The 15,712-nt window shown below is 72.0% G+C and carries 13 protein-coding genes; 10 read left to right on the forward strand and 3 right to left on the reverse strand.

All coding sequences use genetic code 11. The annotated features are described in order from the left end of the window. The first annotated feature begins 164 nt into the window (after positions 1-164). The gene (aceE, locus tag ACZ3II_RS21055; protein WP_465519352.1) at positions 165-2,903 is read left to right on the forward strand and encodes a pyruvate dehydrogenase (acetyl-transferring), homodimeric type; all 2,739 of its coding nucleotides are present in this window, start codon (positions 165-167) and stop codon (positions 2,901-2,903) included. Between the two features lie 41 nt (positions 2,904-2,944). Here the strand turns inward: aceE and ACZ3II_RS21060 are convergent, their stop codons facing one another. Further along, complete coding sequence (locus ACZ3II_RS21060) at positions 2,945-3,478, reverse strand: dihydrofolate reductase family protein (protein ID WP_465519353.1); 534 nt, start codon at positions 3,476-3,478, stop codon at positions 2,945-2,947. A 117-nt stretch (positions 3,479-3,595) separates the two neighbouring features. Between ACZ3II_RS21060 and ACZ3II_RS21065 the strand changes: the two genes are divergently transcribed. From ACZ3II_RS21065 to ACZ3II_RS21075, 3 genes are all read left to right on the forward strand, one after another. After that, entirely contained in the window at positions 3,596-5,713 is a 2,118-nt protein-coding gene (locus tag ACZ3II_RS21065; protein WP_465519354.1) for a methyl-accepting chemotaxis protein, read from the forward strand. A 25-nt stretch (positions 5,714-5,738) separates the two neighbouring features. Further along, the gene (gene gltX / locus ACZ3II_RS21070; RefSeq protein WP_465519355.1) at positions 5,739-7,145 is read left to right on the forward strand and encodes a glutamate--tRNA ligase; all 1,407 of its coding nucleotides are present in this window, start codon (positions 5,739-5,741) and stop codon (positions 7,143-7,145) included. A gap of 306 nt (positions 7,146-7,451) precedes the next feature. Continuing rightward, positions 7,452-8,099, forward strand: coding sequence for a hypothetical protein (locus tag ACZ3II_RS21075; protein ID WP_465519356.1), 648 nt, complete (start codon positions 7,452-7,454; stop codon positions 8,097-8,099). On the opposite strand, the gene ACZ3II_RS21080 is transcribed toward ACZ3II_RS21075, so the two are convergent. Beyond that, positions 8,080-8,682 carry a TetR/AcrR family transcriptional regulator gene (locus ACZ3II_RS21080; RefSeq protein WP_465519357.1) on the reverse strand — a complete coding sequence of 201 codons (603 nt, stop codon included), beginning with the start codon at positions 8,680-8,682 and terminating at the stop codon, positions 8,080-8,082. The genes ACZ3II_RS21075 and ACZ3II_RS21080 overlap by 20 nt on opposite strands. Before the next feature lie 78 nt (positions 8,683-8,760). Then, positions 8,761-8,982: a hypothetical protein gene (locus tag ACZ3II_RS21085; protein ID WP_465519358.1), complete on the reverse strand. Its 222-nt coding sequence runs from the start codon at positions 8,980-8,982 to the stop codon at positions 8,761-8,763. Positions 8,983-9,295: 313 nt separating this feature from the next. Here ACZ3II_RS21085 and ACZ3II_RS21090 point away from each other — a divergent pair, with 313 nt between their 5' ends. From ACZ3II_RS21090 to ACZ3II_RS21115, 6 genes are all read left to right on the forward strand, one after another. Next, positions 9,296-10,531 (forward strand): PucR family transcriptional regulator, encoded by a 1,236-nt coding sequence (locus ACZ3II_RS21090; protein WP_465519359.1) that lies wholly within the window; start codon positions 9,296-9,298, stop codon positions 10,529-10,531. Positions 10,532-10,690: 159 nt separating this feature from the next. Then, the gene (locus ACZ3II_RS21095) at positions 10,691-11,620 is read left to right on the forward strand and encodes an ACP S-malonyltransferase (RefSeq protein ID WP_465519360.1); all 930 of its coding nucleotides are present in this window, start codon (positions 10,691-10,693) and stop codon (positions 11,618-11,620) included. Continuing rightward, a complete protein-coding gene (locus ACZ3II_RS21100; protein ID WP_465519361.1) occupies positions 11,617-12,567 on the forward strand; it encodes a beta-ketoacyl-ACP synthase III in 951 nt (316 codons plus the stop codon). The genes ACZ3II_RS21095 and ACZ3II_RS21100 overlap by 4 nt, the downstream gene beginning before the upstream one ends. A 57-nt stretch (positions 12,568-12,624) precedes the next feature. Continuing rightward, on the forward strand, positions 12,625-12,867 hold the full coding sequence (locus tag ACZ3II_RS21105; RefSeq protein ID WP_043525374.1) for an acyl carrier protein: 243 nt from the start codon (positions 12,625-12,627) through the stop codon (positions 12,865-12,867). Between the two features lies 1 nt (position 12,868). After that, a complete protein-coding gene (gene fabF / locus ACZ3II_RS21110) occupies positions 12,869-14,095 on the forward strand; it encodes a beta-ketoacyl-ACP synthase II (protein ID WP_465519362.1) in 1,227 nt (408 codons plus the stop codon). Continuing rightward, positions 14,092-15,549 (forward strand): carboxyl transferase domain-containing protein, encoded by a 1,458-nt coding sequence (locus ACZ3II_RS21115; protein ID WP_465519363.1) that lies wholly within the window; start codon positions 14,092-14,094, stop codon positions 15,547-15,549. Before fabF ends, ACZ3II_RS21115 begins: the two co-directional genes overlap by 4 nt. Positions 15,550-15,712: the final 163 nt, after the last annotated feature.

Genomic DNA, 15,712 nt, shown 5'->3' on the forward strand with positions numbered 1-15,712 from the left:
GTTACTGGTCAGTACGTGTGTCGCGCGTCGCTGCAACGGCCGGTAGGCGTGACGGGCCCCACGGTGAGGGGGCAGGATGGAGAGATATTTCCGAGCGATTCGCCACCTTGACCCTATGAGGCAGCTGGTCGCCGGACGTCCTACTCACACCAAGAGGATTGCCTGTGGCCACGGAGCGCAAGCGCCCGGTGATCAGCGATGGCCTGCCGAGCCAGCTTCCCGACATCGACCCCGAGGAAACCACCGAGTGGGTCGAGTCGCTCAACGGAGTCATCGACGAACGCGGCGCCAAGAGAGCCCGTTATGTGATGTTGCGCCTTCTCGAGAAGGCCCGGGAGCGACAGGTCGGCGTTCCGCCACTGACGTCCACCGACTACATCAACACCATCCCGCCGGAGAGCGAGCCCTGGTTCCCCGGTGACGAGTTCGTCGAGCGGCGGATCCGCGCCTACATCCGGTGGAACGCCGCGATGCTGGTGCACCGCGCGCAGCGGCCGGAGATCGGCGTCGGCGGTCACATCTCGACGTACGCGTCGAGCGCCAGCCTCTACGAGGTCGGCATGAACCACTTCTTCCGGGGCAAGGACCACCCGGGCGGTGGCGACCACATCTTCTACCAGGGTCACGCCTCCCCCGGCATGTACGCGCGGGCCTTCCTCGAGGGCCGGCTCACCACCCACCAGCTCGACGGTTTCCGGCAGGAGCTGTCGCACCCCGGTGGCGGCCTCCCGTCGTACCCGCACCCGCGTCTGATGCCGAACTTCTGGGAGTTCCCGACCGTCAGCATGGGCCTCGGCCCGCTGAACGCGATCTACCAGGCGCGGTACAACCGGTACCTGCACAACCGCGGCATCAAGGACACCAGCCAGCAGCACGTCTGGGCGTTCCTCGGCGACGGCGAGATGGACGAGGTCGAGTCGCTCGGCGCGATCGGCCTGGCCGCCCGCGAGGAGCTGGACAACCTCACCTTCGTGGTCAACTGCAACCTGCAGCGCCTGGACGGCCCGGTCCGCGGCAACGGCAAGGTCATGCAGGAGCTGGAGGCGTTCTTCCGCGGCGCCGGGTGGAACGTGATCAAGGTCGTCTGGGGCCGTGAGTGGGACCAGCTGCTCGCCGCGGACACCGACGGCGCCCTGGTCAACCTGATGAACGTGACGCCCGACGGTGACTACCAGACCTACAAGGGCGAGTCCGGGGCGTACGTCCGGGAGCACTTCTTCGGCCGGGACCCGCGCACCCGCAAGCTGGTCGAGGGCTACTCCGACGACGAGATCTGGAACCTCAAGCGCGGCGGCCACGACTACCGCAAGCTGTACGCGGCGTACAAGGCGGCCACCGAGCACACCGGCCAGCCGACCGTGATCCTCGCCAAGACGGTCAAGGGCTGGACGCTGGGCTCGCACTTCGAGGCCCGGAACGCCACGCACCAGATGAAGAAGCTGACCCTGGACGACCTCAAGGGCTTCCGGGACCGGCTCTACCTCGACATCAGCGACAAGCAGCTCGAGGAGAACCCGTACCTCCCGCCGTACTACCACCCCGGCGAGAAGTCCGACGAGTACCAGTACATGCTCGAGCGGCGCCGTGAGCTGGGCGGGTCGATCCCGACCCGGCGGACGAAGCACAAGTCCCTGGCGATCCCGGACTCGAAGGCGTTCAGCGGCCTCAAGGGCGGCAGCGGCAAGCAGAAGATCGCCACCACGATGGCGTTCGTCCGGCTGCTCAAGGACCTGATGCGGGACAAGGAGTTCGGCTCCCGCTGGGTGCCGATCATCCCGGACGAGGCCCGGACCTTCGGCATGGACTCGCTCTTCCCGACCAAGAAGATCTACTCGCCGCACGGCCAGACGTACACCTCCGTGGACCGGGAGCTGTTCCTGTCCTACAAGGAGTCGACCGACGGCCAGATCCTGCACGAGGGCATCAACGAGGCGGGCTCCACGGCGAGCTTCATCGCGGCCGGCACGTCGTACGCGACGCACGACGAGCCGATGATCCCGCTGTACATCTTCTACTCGATGTTCGGCTTCCAGCGCACCGCCGACGAGTTGTGGGCCGCCGCCGACCAGATGACCCGCGGCTTCCTGCTCGGCGCCACCGCCGGGCGGACCACGCTCAACGGTGAGGGCCTGCAGCACGAGGACGGGCACTCGCTGCTGATCGCGGCGACGAACCCGGCCGTGGTGGCGTACGACCCGGCCTTCGGGTTCGAGATCGCGCACATCATCGAGAACGGCCTGCACCGGATGTACGGGGAGAAGCAGGAGAACATCTTCTACTACCTCACCATCTACAACGAGCCGGCGATCCAGCCCGCCGAGCCGGCCGGTCTGGACACCGAGGGCCTGCTCAAGGGCATCTACCGGTTCAGCGAGAGCGCCAAGAAGGACGGGCCGAAGGCGCAGATCCTCGCCTCCGGCACCGGCATGCGCTGGGCGCTCAAGGCGCAGGAGCTGCTCGCCGAGGACTGGGGCGTGAGCGCCGACGTCTGGTCGGTCACCTCCTGGACCGAGCTGCGCCGCGACGCGATCGAGGCGGAGGAGCACAACCTGCTGCACCCGAGCGACGCGCCGCGCAAGCCGTACATCCAGCAGAAGCTGGAGGGCACCGAGGGCCCGTCGGTCGCGGTCAGCGACTGGATGCGGGCCGTGCCGGACCTGATCAGCCGCTGGATCCCGAACGGGTACACCTCGCTCGGCACCGACGGCTTCGGCATGAGCGACACCCGGCACGCGCTGCGCCGCCACTTCCACGTGGACGGCGAGTCGGTCACCGTGGCGACGCTGCGCGAGCTGGCGCTGCGCGGCCTGGTTCCGGCGCACGTGCCGGCCGAGGCCGCCAAGAAGTACGCGATCGACGACGTCAACGCCGCGCCGGTGGGCGAGACCGGCGGCGACTCGTAGGCAGGTGATCCGGGAGGGGCCCGCGGGCCCCTCCCGGGAACTCACGCCGGGACGTAGTTGATGACCTCGACGCCGGTCTCCGACTTCCAGCTGCCGGCGTGCCCCAGGGCGATCCTCGTGCCCGGCTCCCAGAGTTTCCGGCCCTCGCCGGCCACCACCGGGAAGATCATCACCCGGTACTCGTCGATCAGGTTGTGCCTGGTCAGGTAATTGACGAGGCTCCCGCTGCCGTTGATCAGCAGGTTGCCCGGCTCGGTCTTGAGCTTCGCCACCGCATCGGCCACCTCGCCCTGCAGGAAGGTGGCGTTCCACTCCGGCTCGGTGAGCGTAGTGGTGGCGACGTGCTTGGGCATCCCGTTCATCTTGGCGCCGAAGTCACCGGTCTGCTCCGCCATCTGCGGCCAGGCCTCCTTGAACCCCTCGTAGGTCTTGCGCCCGAGCAGCAGCGCGTCGGCCTCCTGCAGGTTGGCCGCCTGCCAGGCGCTGAGCTCGGCGTTGAAGTACGGCCCGCTCCAGACCGGCTCCTCGAAAACCCCGTCGAGGGTCACGTACTCCACTGCGACGATCTTGCCCATCGTCCTCACCTCGTTTCTGCTCGACTACCGTCGGGAACGAGCGGACGACAGCCTGGTCGCGTCACGGACCCCGGAATTCCGCCTCCAACCGGTCCTCCGGGCAACGATGATCCAGGGGTGGGATTCCGCATCAGCCACAAGCTGCTCCTGCTCGGACTGGGAAGCGTACTGGTCACCGCGCTCGTGCTGGTCGCCGTCGGCGCCTGGCAGAGCGGCCGGTTCGCCGACAACACCGAGCAGGAGGTGCTCCGGCAGAACCAGGCAGCCCTGGCGCAGAGCACGTCCGACGTCAGCGCCCTGGTCCGGACCGTCGGCGACCAGCTCCAGGAGGGCATCGACCGCAGCATGAGCAGCGCCTCGGTGTACCTCACCCAGAGCGGCGGCATGCGGTACGCGAGCCAGCGGGCCACCTGGACGGCCACCAATCAGGTCACCCAGGAGAAGACGACGGTCACCCTGCCCCGCGTCGAGGTCGGCGGCCGATGGCTCGGGCAGAACACCGACCTGAAGCGGCCCACCCCGTTCGTCGACGACACGGCGGCGCTGTCCGGCGCCACCGTCACGGTCTTCCAGCGCATGAACGCGGCGGGAGACCTGCTCCGGGTCGGCACGACGGTGAAGTCCGCGAAGGGCACGCGCGCGATCGGGACGTACATCCCGGCCGTCGCCGACGGCAAACCGAACGCGGTCGCCGCCGCGATCAAGGACGGCACGGCGTATCGCGGCGTCGCGCTGGTCGTCGGCACGCCGTTCATCTCGGTCTACGACCCGATCAAGAACGCCGCCGGGGACGTGATCGGCGCCCTCTACGTCGGTGTGCCGCAGGCCGAGGCGCTGGCCAACCTGACCGAGACGATCAGCCAGATCAAGATCCAGACGAACGGCTGGGTCTCCGTCTTCAGCACCGCGGCCGCCGACAAGGGCCGGATCGTGGCCTCCAACATCGACGGCATGGCCGACCAGACGGCGCTCGACGCCACCGACGCCGACGGCAGGAAGTACGTCGAGGAGATCGTCGCCAAGGCCCCGGAACTGGCGGAGGGCGCCACCTGGCAGACCGAGTACCGGCTGCCCGGAGCGGCCGGCGCGCCCGCCGGGGACACCACCGCCACGGTCGCCTACTACCCGCCGTACCAGTGGGCGGTGACCGTGGGCGGCTACGACGCCGACGCCGCCGCCGCGGTGAACGCCGTCCGGGACGGTCGCGGCACGATGCTGACCTCGTTCCTCATCGCCGGGGTGCTGCTGGCGCTGGCCGGGGCGGCCGTGGCGTACCAGCAGGCCTCCCGGATCTCGCGCCGGATGGCCGGGCTGACCGGGGCGCTGACCCGGCTGGCCGGCCGCGATCTCACCGTCCGGGTCGACGACCGGGGCCGCGACGAGATCGGCGAGGCCGGCGCCGCGCTCAACACCGCCGCCGAGGAGCTGCGGACCGTGATGCGGGAGGTGACCGGCGCCTCCGAGGCCGTGACGCAGACCGCCCGGCAGGTCGCGGCCACCAGCGGCGAGATGTCCACTGCCGCCGACACCGCGGCCGACCGGGCCGGTTCGGTGAGCGCCTCGGCGGAGAGCGTGTCGCACGTGGTGCAGACGGTGGCCGCCGGCGCCGAGCAGATGGGCGCGTCGATCAGCGAGATCTCGCACAACGCCCAGGAGGCCGCCCAGGCCGGTCGGGACGGGGTGGGCCTGACCGCGGCCGCCGCCGACGTCATCGCCGAGCTGCGCGCCTCCACCGCGAAGATCACCGACGTGGTGCAGCTGATCGCCGCCATCGCCGAGCAGACCAACCTGCTGGCCCTGAACGCCACCATCGAGGCGGCCCGGGCCGGCGAGACCGGCAAGGGCTTCGCGGTGGTCGCCGGCGAGGTCAAGGAGCTGGCCCAGGAGACCGCCCGGGCGACCGAGGACGTCACCTCCCGGGTCGCCGCGATCAACGCCGACACGGCCCGCGCGGTCTCCGCCATCGACGCCATCTCGGCCCGGATCGCGCAGGTCAACGACTACCAGACGGCGATCGCGGCGGCGGTCGAGGAGCAGGCCGCGACCACCGCGGAGATGGCCCGCAACATCGCCGAGGCGGCCGGCGGGAGCCGGGACATCGCCGACGGCATCGGCACGGTGGACGGGGCGATGCGCAGCACCCGCGAGTCGGTGGCGGTGTCGCACCGGGCCGCGGACGAGCTGACCGCCACCGCGCAGCAGCTGACCGGCCTGGTCGGGCGCTTCACCGTCTGAGGCGGTTGGTCGGTACGCTGGTGCGGTGACTGTTCGCGTACGTTTCGCACCCTCCCCGACCGGCATGTTCCACGTCGGCGGCGCCCGCTCGGCCCTGCAGAACTGGATCTACGCCCAGCAGCACGGCGGTGTCTTCGTGCTCCGGATCGAGGACACCGACGCGGCCCGCAACCGGCCCGAGTGGACCGAGGGCATCATCTCGGCGCTCGACTGGATCGGCATCGAGCGCGGGACGTACGAGGGCCCCTACTTCCAGTCCTCCTACGCCGCCGACCACACCGCCGCGGCGACCCGCCTCTACGGCGAGGGCAAGGCCTACTACTGCGACTGCACCCGTGACGACGTGGTGGCCCGCTCCGGCAACAAGCACACCGGCTACGACGGCTTCTGCCGGGAGCGGGCGCTCGGCCCGGGCGAGGGCCGGGCCCTGCGCTTCCGCACGCCCGACGAGGGCGAGACCGTGGTCGAGGACCTGGTCCGCGGCAAGCCCACCTTCGAGAACAAGCTCCTCGAGGACTTCGTCATCGCCCGCAGCGACGGCTCGGCGGTGTTCCTGCTGGCCAACGTGGTCGACGACATGAGCATGGGGATCACCCACGTGTTCCGGGCCGAGGAACACCTGCCGAACACGCCGAAGCAGCAGCTGCTGTGGGAGGCGCTGGGGCACACCCCGCCGGTGTGGGGGCACGTGCCGGTGATCGTCAACGAGAAGCGGCAGAAGCTGTCGAAGCGCCGCGACAAGGTCGCCCTGGAGTCGTACCGGGACGAGGGCTACCTGGCCGCCGCCATGCGCAACTACCTGATGCTGCTCGGCTGGTCCCCGTCCGGCGACCGGGAGATCGTCCCGTGGTCGGTCGTCGAATCCGAGTACCGGATCGAGGACGTCAACCACGCCCCCGCCTTCTTCGACGTGAAGAAGCTGCGCGCCTTCAACGGTGAGTACATCCGGGCGCTCACGCCGAGCGAGTTCACTCAGGTGTGCGCTCCGTGGCTGACCGGAACGGACACGATCCCGGCTCCGTCGTGGGACGCGGCGAAATTCGACATCGAGACGTTCGCCACTATCGCCCCGCTGGCCCAGACCCGGATCTCGGTGCTCTCCGAAATCGTCGAGAACGTCGACTTCCTCTTCCTCGACGAGCCGGTGCGGGACGAAACCTCCTGGGCGAAAGCCATGAAGGAGGGCGCGGGGGACATTCTGGACGGCGCAGCGGCCGCTTTCGGTGCCCTGAGCGACTGGTCCGCCGACGATCTGAAGGCGGCGCTCGAGCAGGTCGGCGAGGCGCGAGGTCTCAAATTGGGCAAGACTCAGGCGCCCGTACGCGTCGCGGTGACCGGCCGGACCATCGGCCTGCCGCTCTTCGAATCGATCGAACTGCTCGGCCGGGAGCGCACGCTGGCCCGCATTTCCGCAGCTCGCGCGCGTCTCTGACCCTTCTACCGGATCCGGCGGCCGGCGCGCTACAGCCGGTCGCCGCATCCGGTGACGCTCTCCGTCAGCCGGGTGACCTCAACAGGCGTCGATTGCGTGGACTGGGTACTATTCGCCCGCTGATCAACGGCCGTTTCGTCTCCACGGTCATCCCCCACATGGCTCCAATTCACCCTGTCTCCGGATGCGAGCAGGGCGGTGTCCGGGAAGGCTGGAGGCCTGGGGCCGTGCCCGGTGCCACCACCGGTCACGAGCAGCGGGTTGATGTCCATCCACGGGCGGGGAGGTCGGATGGTGCGGGGGACGATGACCAGACTGGTTGCGGCAGGGGCGGCATGCGCCGTGGCGCTGGCGCTGGCGGTGGGCATGGCTCCGGCCGCTGCTCAGGCCGCGCCGAAGGCGCCGCCACAGCCGAACGCGGTCCAGGTCACCGGCAACGGTCTCGAGGAGACCGTCAAGGTCGATCAGAACGACCGGCCGCGGCTGTTCCAGATGCTGATGAGCGAGGTCGGCTGGCTGGCCGCGGCGACGTCGTCGACGTCGGCGCCGAAGACCGCGACGCTCGGCCCGAAATACACGGTCACCGTGCTCGTCAAGGACGCGCCGAGCCAGATCTACAACCTCTACCCGCTGGCCGCCGGCGGCCCGCGGGCCCACCGGCCGGCGAAGCAGCCGGTCGGCAAGAAGACCGAGGGCTGGTTCTACGGCAGGCTCTCCATGCCGGAGTCGCTGCGGCTCGCCGGCGCTCCGCTGGAGGCCAAGCCGGACGTGGTCGGCGGCGGCATCGGCGGCGGTGTCGGCACCGACCTGGCCGAGGAGGAGGCGAGCGCCTTCGGCGAGGTCACCGCGGCCGTCACCGAGTTCCGCCGGCTGTTCCTGCTGAACGGGGCGGTGCTGCTGGTCATCCTGACCGGGCTGGCCGGCATGGCGTTCCTCATCCGCCGGCGCGTCTGACGCGCTCCGGCTGACCGGCGTCGCTGCGGGGCGTCGCCGAGTTCTCGACCAGGCGGACCAGATCCTCCAGGTCGGCATCGAACTCGGCGGCGCCCTCCAGCATTTCCGGGGTCGATCCGGGCAGGCCGCCGGTGACCTCCCCGGTGGTGTACCCGAGCAGGAACGCGCAGATCAGCCGGGCGGTCCGGGGCACCTCGGCGGCCGGCACCCCGGCGTCGGCCAGGATCCTCTGCAGCGCCCCGGCCAGCCAGGACGCCGAGGGCCCGGCGGCGGACCGGTTCAGCAGCAGCGGGAAGGCGCTGGGATGGTTACGGGCCAGCGAGCGGACGGCACGGCCCACGGCGCACAGCCGGTGCCTCCAGTCGATGTCCGCCGGATCGGTGCCCACGGCGCTGCCGAGTTCCAGGTGCAACAGATCGACCAGGCCGTCGAGCAGGGCGTCCTTGCCCCCGACGTACGGGTACAGCGCCATCGAGGTGAGCCCGACGCGCTCGGCGACGGCCCGCATCGACATCGCCGCCAGCCCGCGCTCGTCCACCAGCGCGAGCGCCTGATCGAGGATCTGCCGTCTCTTGTCGTCCACCACGTCAACCTGACCAGGCCGGCCGGCCCGCCGGGGCGAAACGCGCCCGGACGGCGGCCCGCACTCACCCGATCGGGTTCAGCACCATCGGCCCGGCGGGCGTCCCCGGCCGGCGGCGCGACGGCGCGGGCGGACCGCGCCGTGCAGGTGGGCGCCGGCCCAGCCGCGCAGGTCGGTCCGGCAGCCGACCCGGCCGGTGCCGCCGTCGGCGACCGGCTCCTCGTCGCCCGCCAGCGCCGGTGGCGCCTCGTCGAGGGCGGGATCCCTGTCGGTGTACGCGAACGCGTCGTCCCGTTCCATCGTCTCGCCTCCTCGATCAGTGCCATCGGCGCCGGTGTCGCCGGCACCGCTTCCTCATCGGCATCGCGCCGCCCGGGGTGAGGTCCTCCGGCTGGTTCTCAGGGCTGTCTCGGGCGCACTGAGACAGCCCTGAGAACCAGCCGGTGCGACACGCCGTCCGACACGATGCCAGGTCACCCACCGGAATCGTGGGGAAGGCGCACCGCTACACCGGTCAAATGTCATAAAAACTCCTAAACCGTACGCCGTCTCGCGCTATCGCCAGATGTCATCCGGATGCCGGACCCCGGCCGCGCCGTGTCACGCTGTGCCGGTGGCAGACACCGACACTCCCGGCACGGCGGAGGCCCGCCCGGAGACCCCGGCGGCCCACCCGGACACCCCGGCGAAACCGCTGCTCCCGGCCACCCTGCGCCGGATCGAACGGCACGCCGGCGCGCTGGCCAGCGCGGCCGTGGCACGCATGGATGAGACGCTGCCCTGGTTCCGCGCGCTCCCGGCCGACCAGCGTTCCTGGGTGATGCTCGTCGCACAGGCCGGCGTCCGGTCCCTGGTCGAGTGGCTGCGCTCCGGCGGCACGGTCGCGGCCAGCACCGAGATCTCCGACGAGGTGTTCGCCGCCGCGCCGCGCGCGCTGGCCCGGGTCATCACGCTCACCCACACCGTCCAGCTGATCAAGGTGACCATCGACGTCGCCGAGGCCGAGGTGCCCGGGTTCGCCGAGCCGGGCGAGCACGAGGCGCTGATCCAGGCGATCCTGCGGTTCTCCCGGGAGATCGCGTTCTCCGCGGCCCGGGTCTACGCGCGGGCCGCCGAGTCCCGCGGCGCCTGGGACGCCCGGCTGCAGGCGCTGCTCGTCGACGCCCTGCTGCGCGGCGACTCCTCCGACGTGCTGGCCAGCCGGGCCGCCGCGCTCGGCTGGGCGGACGCCCCGCCGGTCGCGGTGGTGGTCGGCCGCTCACCCGGCGGCGACATCACCGCCGTGCTGCACGCCGTCTACCGGGCCGCCCGCCGGGCGCGTCTCGAGGTGATCGCCGGCGTGCACGGCGACCGTCTCGTGGTGGTGGTCGGCGGCGCCACCGATCCGGTCGCCGCCGCGGCCACGCTGCGGACCGGGTTCGGCGAGGGGCCGGTCGTGGTCGGGCCGGCGGTGCCGTCGCTGGACCAGGCGACCGAGTCGGCCCGGGCGGCGCTCGCCGGGTTCCGGGCCGCGGCCGCCTGGCCCGGGGCGCCGTCCCCGGTGGCCGCCGACGACCTGCTGCCCGAGCGGGTGCTCTCCGGTGACATGGACGCCCGGCGGGTGCTCCGGCACGACGTCTTCGGGGCGCTGTCCCGGGCCGGCAGCGGGCTGCTGGAGACCCTGGACGCCTTCTTCGCCTCCGGCGGCGTGCTGGAGAGCGCGGCACGGGAGTTGTACGTCCACCCGAACACGGTCCGGTACCGGCTGCGCCGCGTCGCCGAGGTCACCGCCCTGTCCCCGCTCGACGGGAGGGACTCGTTCGCCCTGCGGATGGCGCTCACGATCGGGCGTCTCGACCCCGCGACGTGACCGGGATCTCTCACCATCAGACACGATGGTGGGAGCCGCAAAACGGGTGCAACATACCCAGAACCACACTGGTTTTGTAGGAACCCTACAACCCTGATCGTAGGGTTTCGTCGCGCCCGGCTACCCCGCAAAGCCTCCGGATCCGGAAGAGTCGAGGACGTGCTCGCCGTACTCTCGCCCGGCCAGGGTTCCCAGAAGCCCGGCTTCCTGACCCCCTGGCTCGACCTCCCCGGTGCCGAGGCCCGCCTCACCGGCTGGTCCGCGCTCGCCGGTGTCGACCTCCTGCACCTCGGCACCCAGGCCGGGGCCGAGGAGATCAAGGACACCGCCCGGACCCAGCCGCTGCTGGTCGCCGCCGCCCTGCTGGCCGGTGAGCACCTGTCGCTGGGCGGCGCCACCGTGATCGCCGGGCACAGCGTCGGCGAGCTCGGCGCGGCCGCCCTCGCCGGGGTGCTGACCCCCGAGACCGCGATCACCCTCGCCGGAGTCCGCGGCCGGGAGATGGCCGCCGCCTGCGCGCTGGAGCCGACCGGCATGAGCGCCGTCCTCGGCGGCGACCCGGACGAGGTGGTCGCCACCATCGAGAAACACGGGCTGGTCCCGGCGAACCGCAACGGCGCCGGCCAGATCGTCGCCGCCGGGGCGCTGCCCGCGCTGGCCGAGTTCGCGGCCGCGCCGCCGGCCAAGGCCCGGGTCATCGCCCTCCAGGTGGCCGGCGCCTTCCACACGCCGTTCATGGCGCCCGCCGAGATCGCGCTGGCCGCCGTCGCGGACGGGATCACCGCCGCCGCCCCGGCCCGCACCCTGCTGTCGAACCTGGACGGGACCGCCGTCACCGACGGCCCGGAGATGCTCCGGCGCCTCGTGCGCCAGGTCACCGCCCCGGTCCGCTGGGACCTGTGCATGAGCGCTCTCCGGGACCTCGGTGTCACCGGCGTCATCGAGCTGCCGCCCGCCGGCACCCTCGCCGGGCTGGTCAAACGCGAGCTCAAGGGCGAAGGCGCCCCGGAGATCGTGACCCTGAACACCCCGGACGACCTGCCGGCTGCCCTCGACCTGATCGCCCGCACCGAAGGAGAGACACGATGACCGCGGGTTCCCGCATCGTCGCGATGGGCCACTACCAGCCCTCGCGTGTGGTCACCAACGACGACCTGGCCGCCACGCTGGAGACCAACGACGCGTGGATCCGGGACCGGGTCGGCATCGCCGAGCGGCGGATCGCCGACTCCGAGTCGGTCGCCGACATGGCCACCTTCGCGGCGGAGAAGGCGCTCGCCGCCTCCGGGCTCACCGCGGCCGACATCGACATGGTCGTCGTCGCCACCTGCTCGGCCATCGACCGCTGCCCCAACGTGGCCACCCGGGTCGCGGCCCGGCTCGGCATCGCCTCGCCGGCCGCGTTCGACCTGAACACCGCCTGCTCCGGCTTCTCCTACGCGCTCGCCACCGCCGACCACGCGGTCCGGTCCGGGGCCAGCCGCCACGCCCTGGTGATCGGCGCGGAGAAGCTGTCCGACGTAGTCGACTGGTCCGACCGCACCACCGCGGTGCTGTTCGCCGACGGCGCCGGCGCGGCAGTGGTCAGCGCCGTCCCGGACGGCGAGGAGGACGGCATCGGCCCGGTGCTCTGGGGTTCGGCCCCGGACAAGGGCGACGCGCTGACCATCGCGGGCTGGCAGCCGTACATCAAGCAGACCGGTCAGGTGGTGTTCCGCTGGGCGACCACCGAACTGGCGCCGTTCGCCATCGAGGTCTGCAAGCGTGCCGGCGTGGACCCGTCCGAGCTGGCCGCCTTCGTGCCGCACCAGGCCAACACCCGGATCATCGACGGCATCGTCAAGCGGCTCGGCCTGAGCCCGGACGCGATCGTCGCCAAGGACCTCGTCGAGTCGGGCAACACGTCCGCGGCGAGCGTCCCCCTGGCCCTGTCCAAGCTGATCGAGCGCCGCGAGGTGCCCTCCGGGGCGCCGGTGCTGCTCTTCGGCTTCGGCGGCGGCCTCACCTACGCCGGTCAGGTCATCCGCTGCCCCTGAGCAGCGTGACCCGCCCGTCGACAAACCGCACCACCATCGAGAGGAAGAATTCCCACAATGGCAACTCGCGCAGAGATCACCTCCGGCCTCGCTGAGATCCTCGAGGAGGTCGCCGGGGTGAACCCGGACGACGTCGCCGAGGAGAAGTCCTTCACCGACGACCTGGACGTCGACTCGCTGTCCATGGTCGAGGTCGTGGTGGCCGCCGAGGAGAAGTTCGGCGTCAAGATCCCGGACAACGAGGTGCAGAACCTCAAGACCGTCGGCGACGCCGTCACCTACATCGAGGCGAACCACTGACATGAGCAACGTAGACGTCGTCGTCACCGGGCTCGGCGCGACGACCCCGCTCGGCGGGGACGTCGCGTCCACCTGGGACGCAATGCTCGCCGGCCGCTCCGGGGTGGGTCCGCTCACCCAGGAGTGGGCCGGTTCCCTCCCGGTGCGGATCGCCGCCCAGCTCGCCGTCGAACCCTCCGAGATCATCGAGCGGGTCAAGTTGCGGCGGCTGGACCGGGCCGAGGCGATGGCCGTCATCTCGGCCCGCGAGGCCTGGGCCGACGCCGGCCTGGCCGACGCCGGGGTGGACCAGGACCGCCTCGCGGTCAGCTTCGGCACCGGCATCGGCGGTGTGATCACCACCCTCGACCAGAACGAGATCCTGCAGAACTCGGGACCTCGCCGGGTCAGCCCGCACACCGTGCCGATGCTCATGCCGAACGGCCCCGCCGCCCACATCGGCCTGGAACTCGGCGCCCGCGCCGGCGTCCGGGCGATGGCCAGCGCGTGCGCCACCGGCGCCGAGGCGGTCGCGCTCGGTCTCGACCTGATCCGCGCCGGCCGCGCGGACATCGTCGTGGCCGGCAGCACCGAGGCCGTGGTGCACCCGCTGCCGATCGCCGGGTTCGCCTCGATGCGGGCCATGTCGACCCGCAACGACGAGCCGGAGCGGGCCTCCCGCCCGTGGGACGTCAACCGGGACGGCTTCGTCCTCGGCGAGGGCGCCGGAACCATCATCCTGGAACGCGCCGACCACGCCGCCGCCCGCGGCGCCCGGGTTTACGCGCGGCTCGCCGGGGCGGGCATCACCTCGGACGGGTACGACATCGTCCAGCCCGACCCGGAATGCGCCGGTGGCATCCGCGCCATGCGGATGGCGATCCGCGACGCCGGTCTGACCGGCGCCGACATCCACCACGTCAATGCCCACGCCACCTCGACCCCGGCCGGCGACATGGGCGAGATCAAGGGCATCCGGGCCGCCATCGGCGACCACCCGATCGTGACCTCGACCAAGTCGATGTCCGGTCACCTGCTCGGCGCGGCCGGCGCGCTCGAGTCGATCGCCACCATCCTGGCCCTCCGGGACGGCATCATCCCTCCGACCATCAACCTCGACGACCCCGACGAGCGGCTCGACCTCGACGTCGCGGCGCACAAGTCCCGTACCGCCGACATCCGGGCGGCGCTGAACAACTCGTTCGGCTTCGGCGGCCACAACGTGGCGCTGATCTTCACCCGGGCGTGAGCCCGAATCCCTCCGGGCAGGTACCGTCCCCGGTCGACCACCGCGACCCGGAGCTCCGGCTCCGGGCCCTGTTCGACCGGGGCACGTTGCGTCTCCTGGCCGATCCCGACGGATCCGGCGTGCTCTCCGGGCGCGGCCGGGTCGACGGGGCCCCGGCCGTCGCCTTCGCCACCGACGCCACCCGCAAGGGCGGCGCCCTGGGCGTGGCGGGATGCCGGCGCATCGTCGAGGCGATCGGAGCCGCGGTCCGCGAGCGCGTCCCGGTCGCCGGCCTCTGGCACTCCGGCGGCGCCCGCCTCGCCGAAGGCGTGATCGCGCTGGACGGTGTCGGCCAGGTCTTCGCGGCGGTCGTCCAGGCGTCCGGCCGGATCCCGCAGATCTCGGCGGTGCTCGGCCCGGCGGCCGGAGGTGCGGCGTACGCGCCCGCCCTCACCGACATCGTGGTCCGCAGCCGCGCCGGCCGCCTCTTCGTCACCGGCGACCCGGCACCGGCCCCGTCACCGGCCCGGACCGCCCACACCGGCCTCACCACGGCGTTCGGCGGGCCCTTCCCCGGCGTCCCCTCCACCACCGGCCCGGGGCCCGGCGCGCACGGCTCCGAGGTCGTCCACCTCACCGCGCCCGACGACGAGTCGGCGCTGGCACGGACCCGCGCGCTGATCGTGCTGCTGGGCCGCCAGGGCCGGGTCTCCCCCGACGACGTCAAACCCGGCGGGAGTACGGGGATCCCCCTGGACGCCCTGATCCCGGCCGGTTCCGCGCACCCGTACGACGTCAAACCCGTGGTCCGCGGCCTCCTCGACGAGCCCGGCACCGAACTGCACGCCGACTGGGCGCCGAACGTCGTCACCACCCTGGGCCGGTTCGCCGGCCGTACCGTCGGCGTCATCGCCAACAACCCGCTCCACCTGGGCGGATGCCTGGACGCCCCGGGCGCCGAGAAAGCCGCCCGTTTCGTCCGCACCTGCGACTCCCTCGGCCTGCCGCTGATCGTCCTCGTCGACGCCCCCGGCCACCTGCCCGGCCCCGGCCACGACTGGGACGGCGTGATCGGCCGCGGCGCCAAGCTCCTGTACGCCTTCGCCGAGGCCGTCGTCCCCCGGGTCACCCTGGTCACCCGCCGGGCCTACGGCGGCGCCTACATCGCGATGAACTCCCGGGCCCTCGGCGCCACCGCCGTCTTCGCCTGGCCGGACGCCGACGTCGCCGCCCTCGACCCGGGCGCCGCCGTCGACATCCTGCACCGCCGGGCCCTCGCCGCCGCGCCGCCCGGGGATCGCCCCGCCCTCCGCGACCGGTTCCTCCGCGACCACCTGATCACGACCGGCGACATCACCCACGCCGTCGCCACCGGCGTCATCGACGCCGTCATCACCCCGGCCGAGACCCGCCGCCGCATCGCCGAGGCCTTCGCCGCGGCTCCCGCCGGCCGTGGCCGCCCCGGCCCCCTCTGACAGTCCCGCCCGACCGTGCCCCTTCCGGCTGGCTCTCACGGCTGTCTCAGGGCGGTTCAGACAGCCCGGAGAACCAGCCGGAGGGGGTGGCGGGACGGCTGTCCGGTGACCATCGCATTCGGCCCGGTGGCCGCGCTTCGGTGGTGAGTGGAGCGGACCTCGC

Source organism: Actinoplanes sp. NPDC019969 (assembly GCF_055562375.1).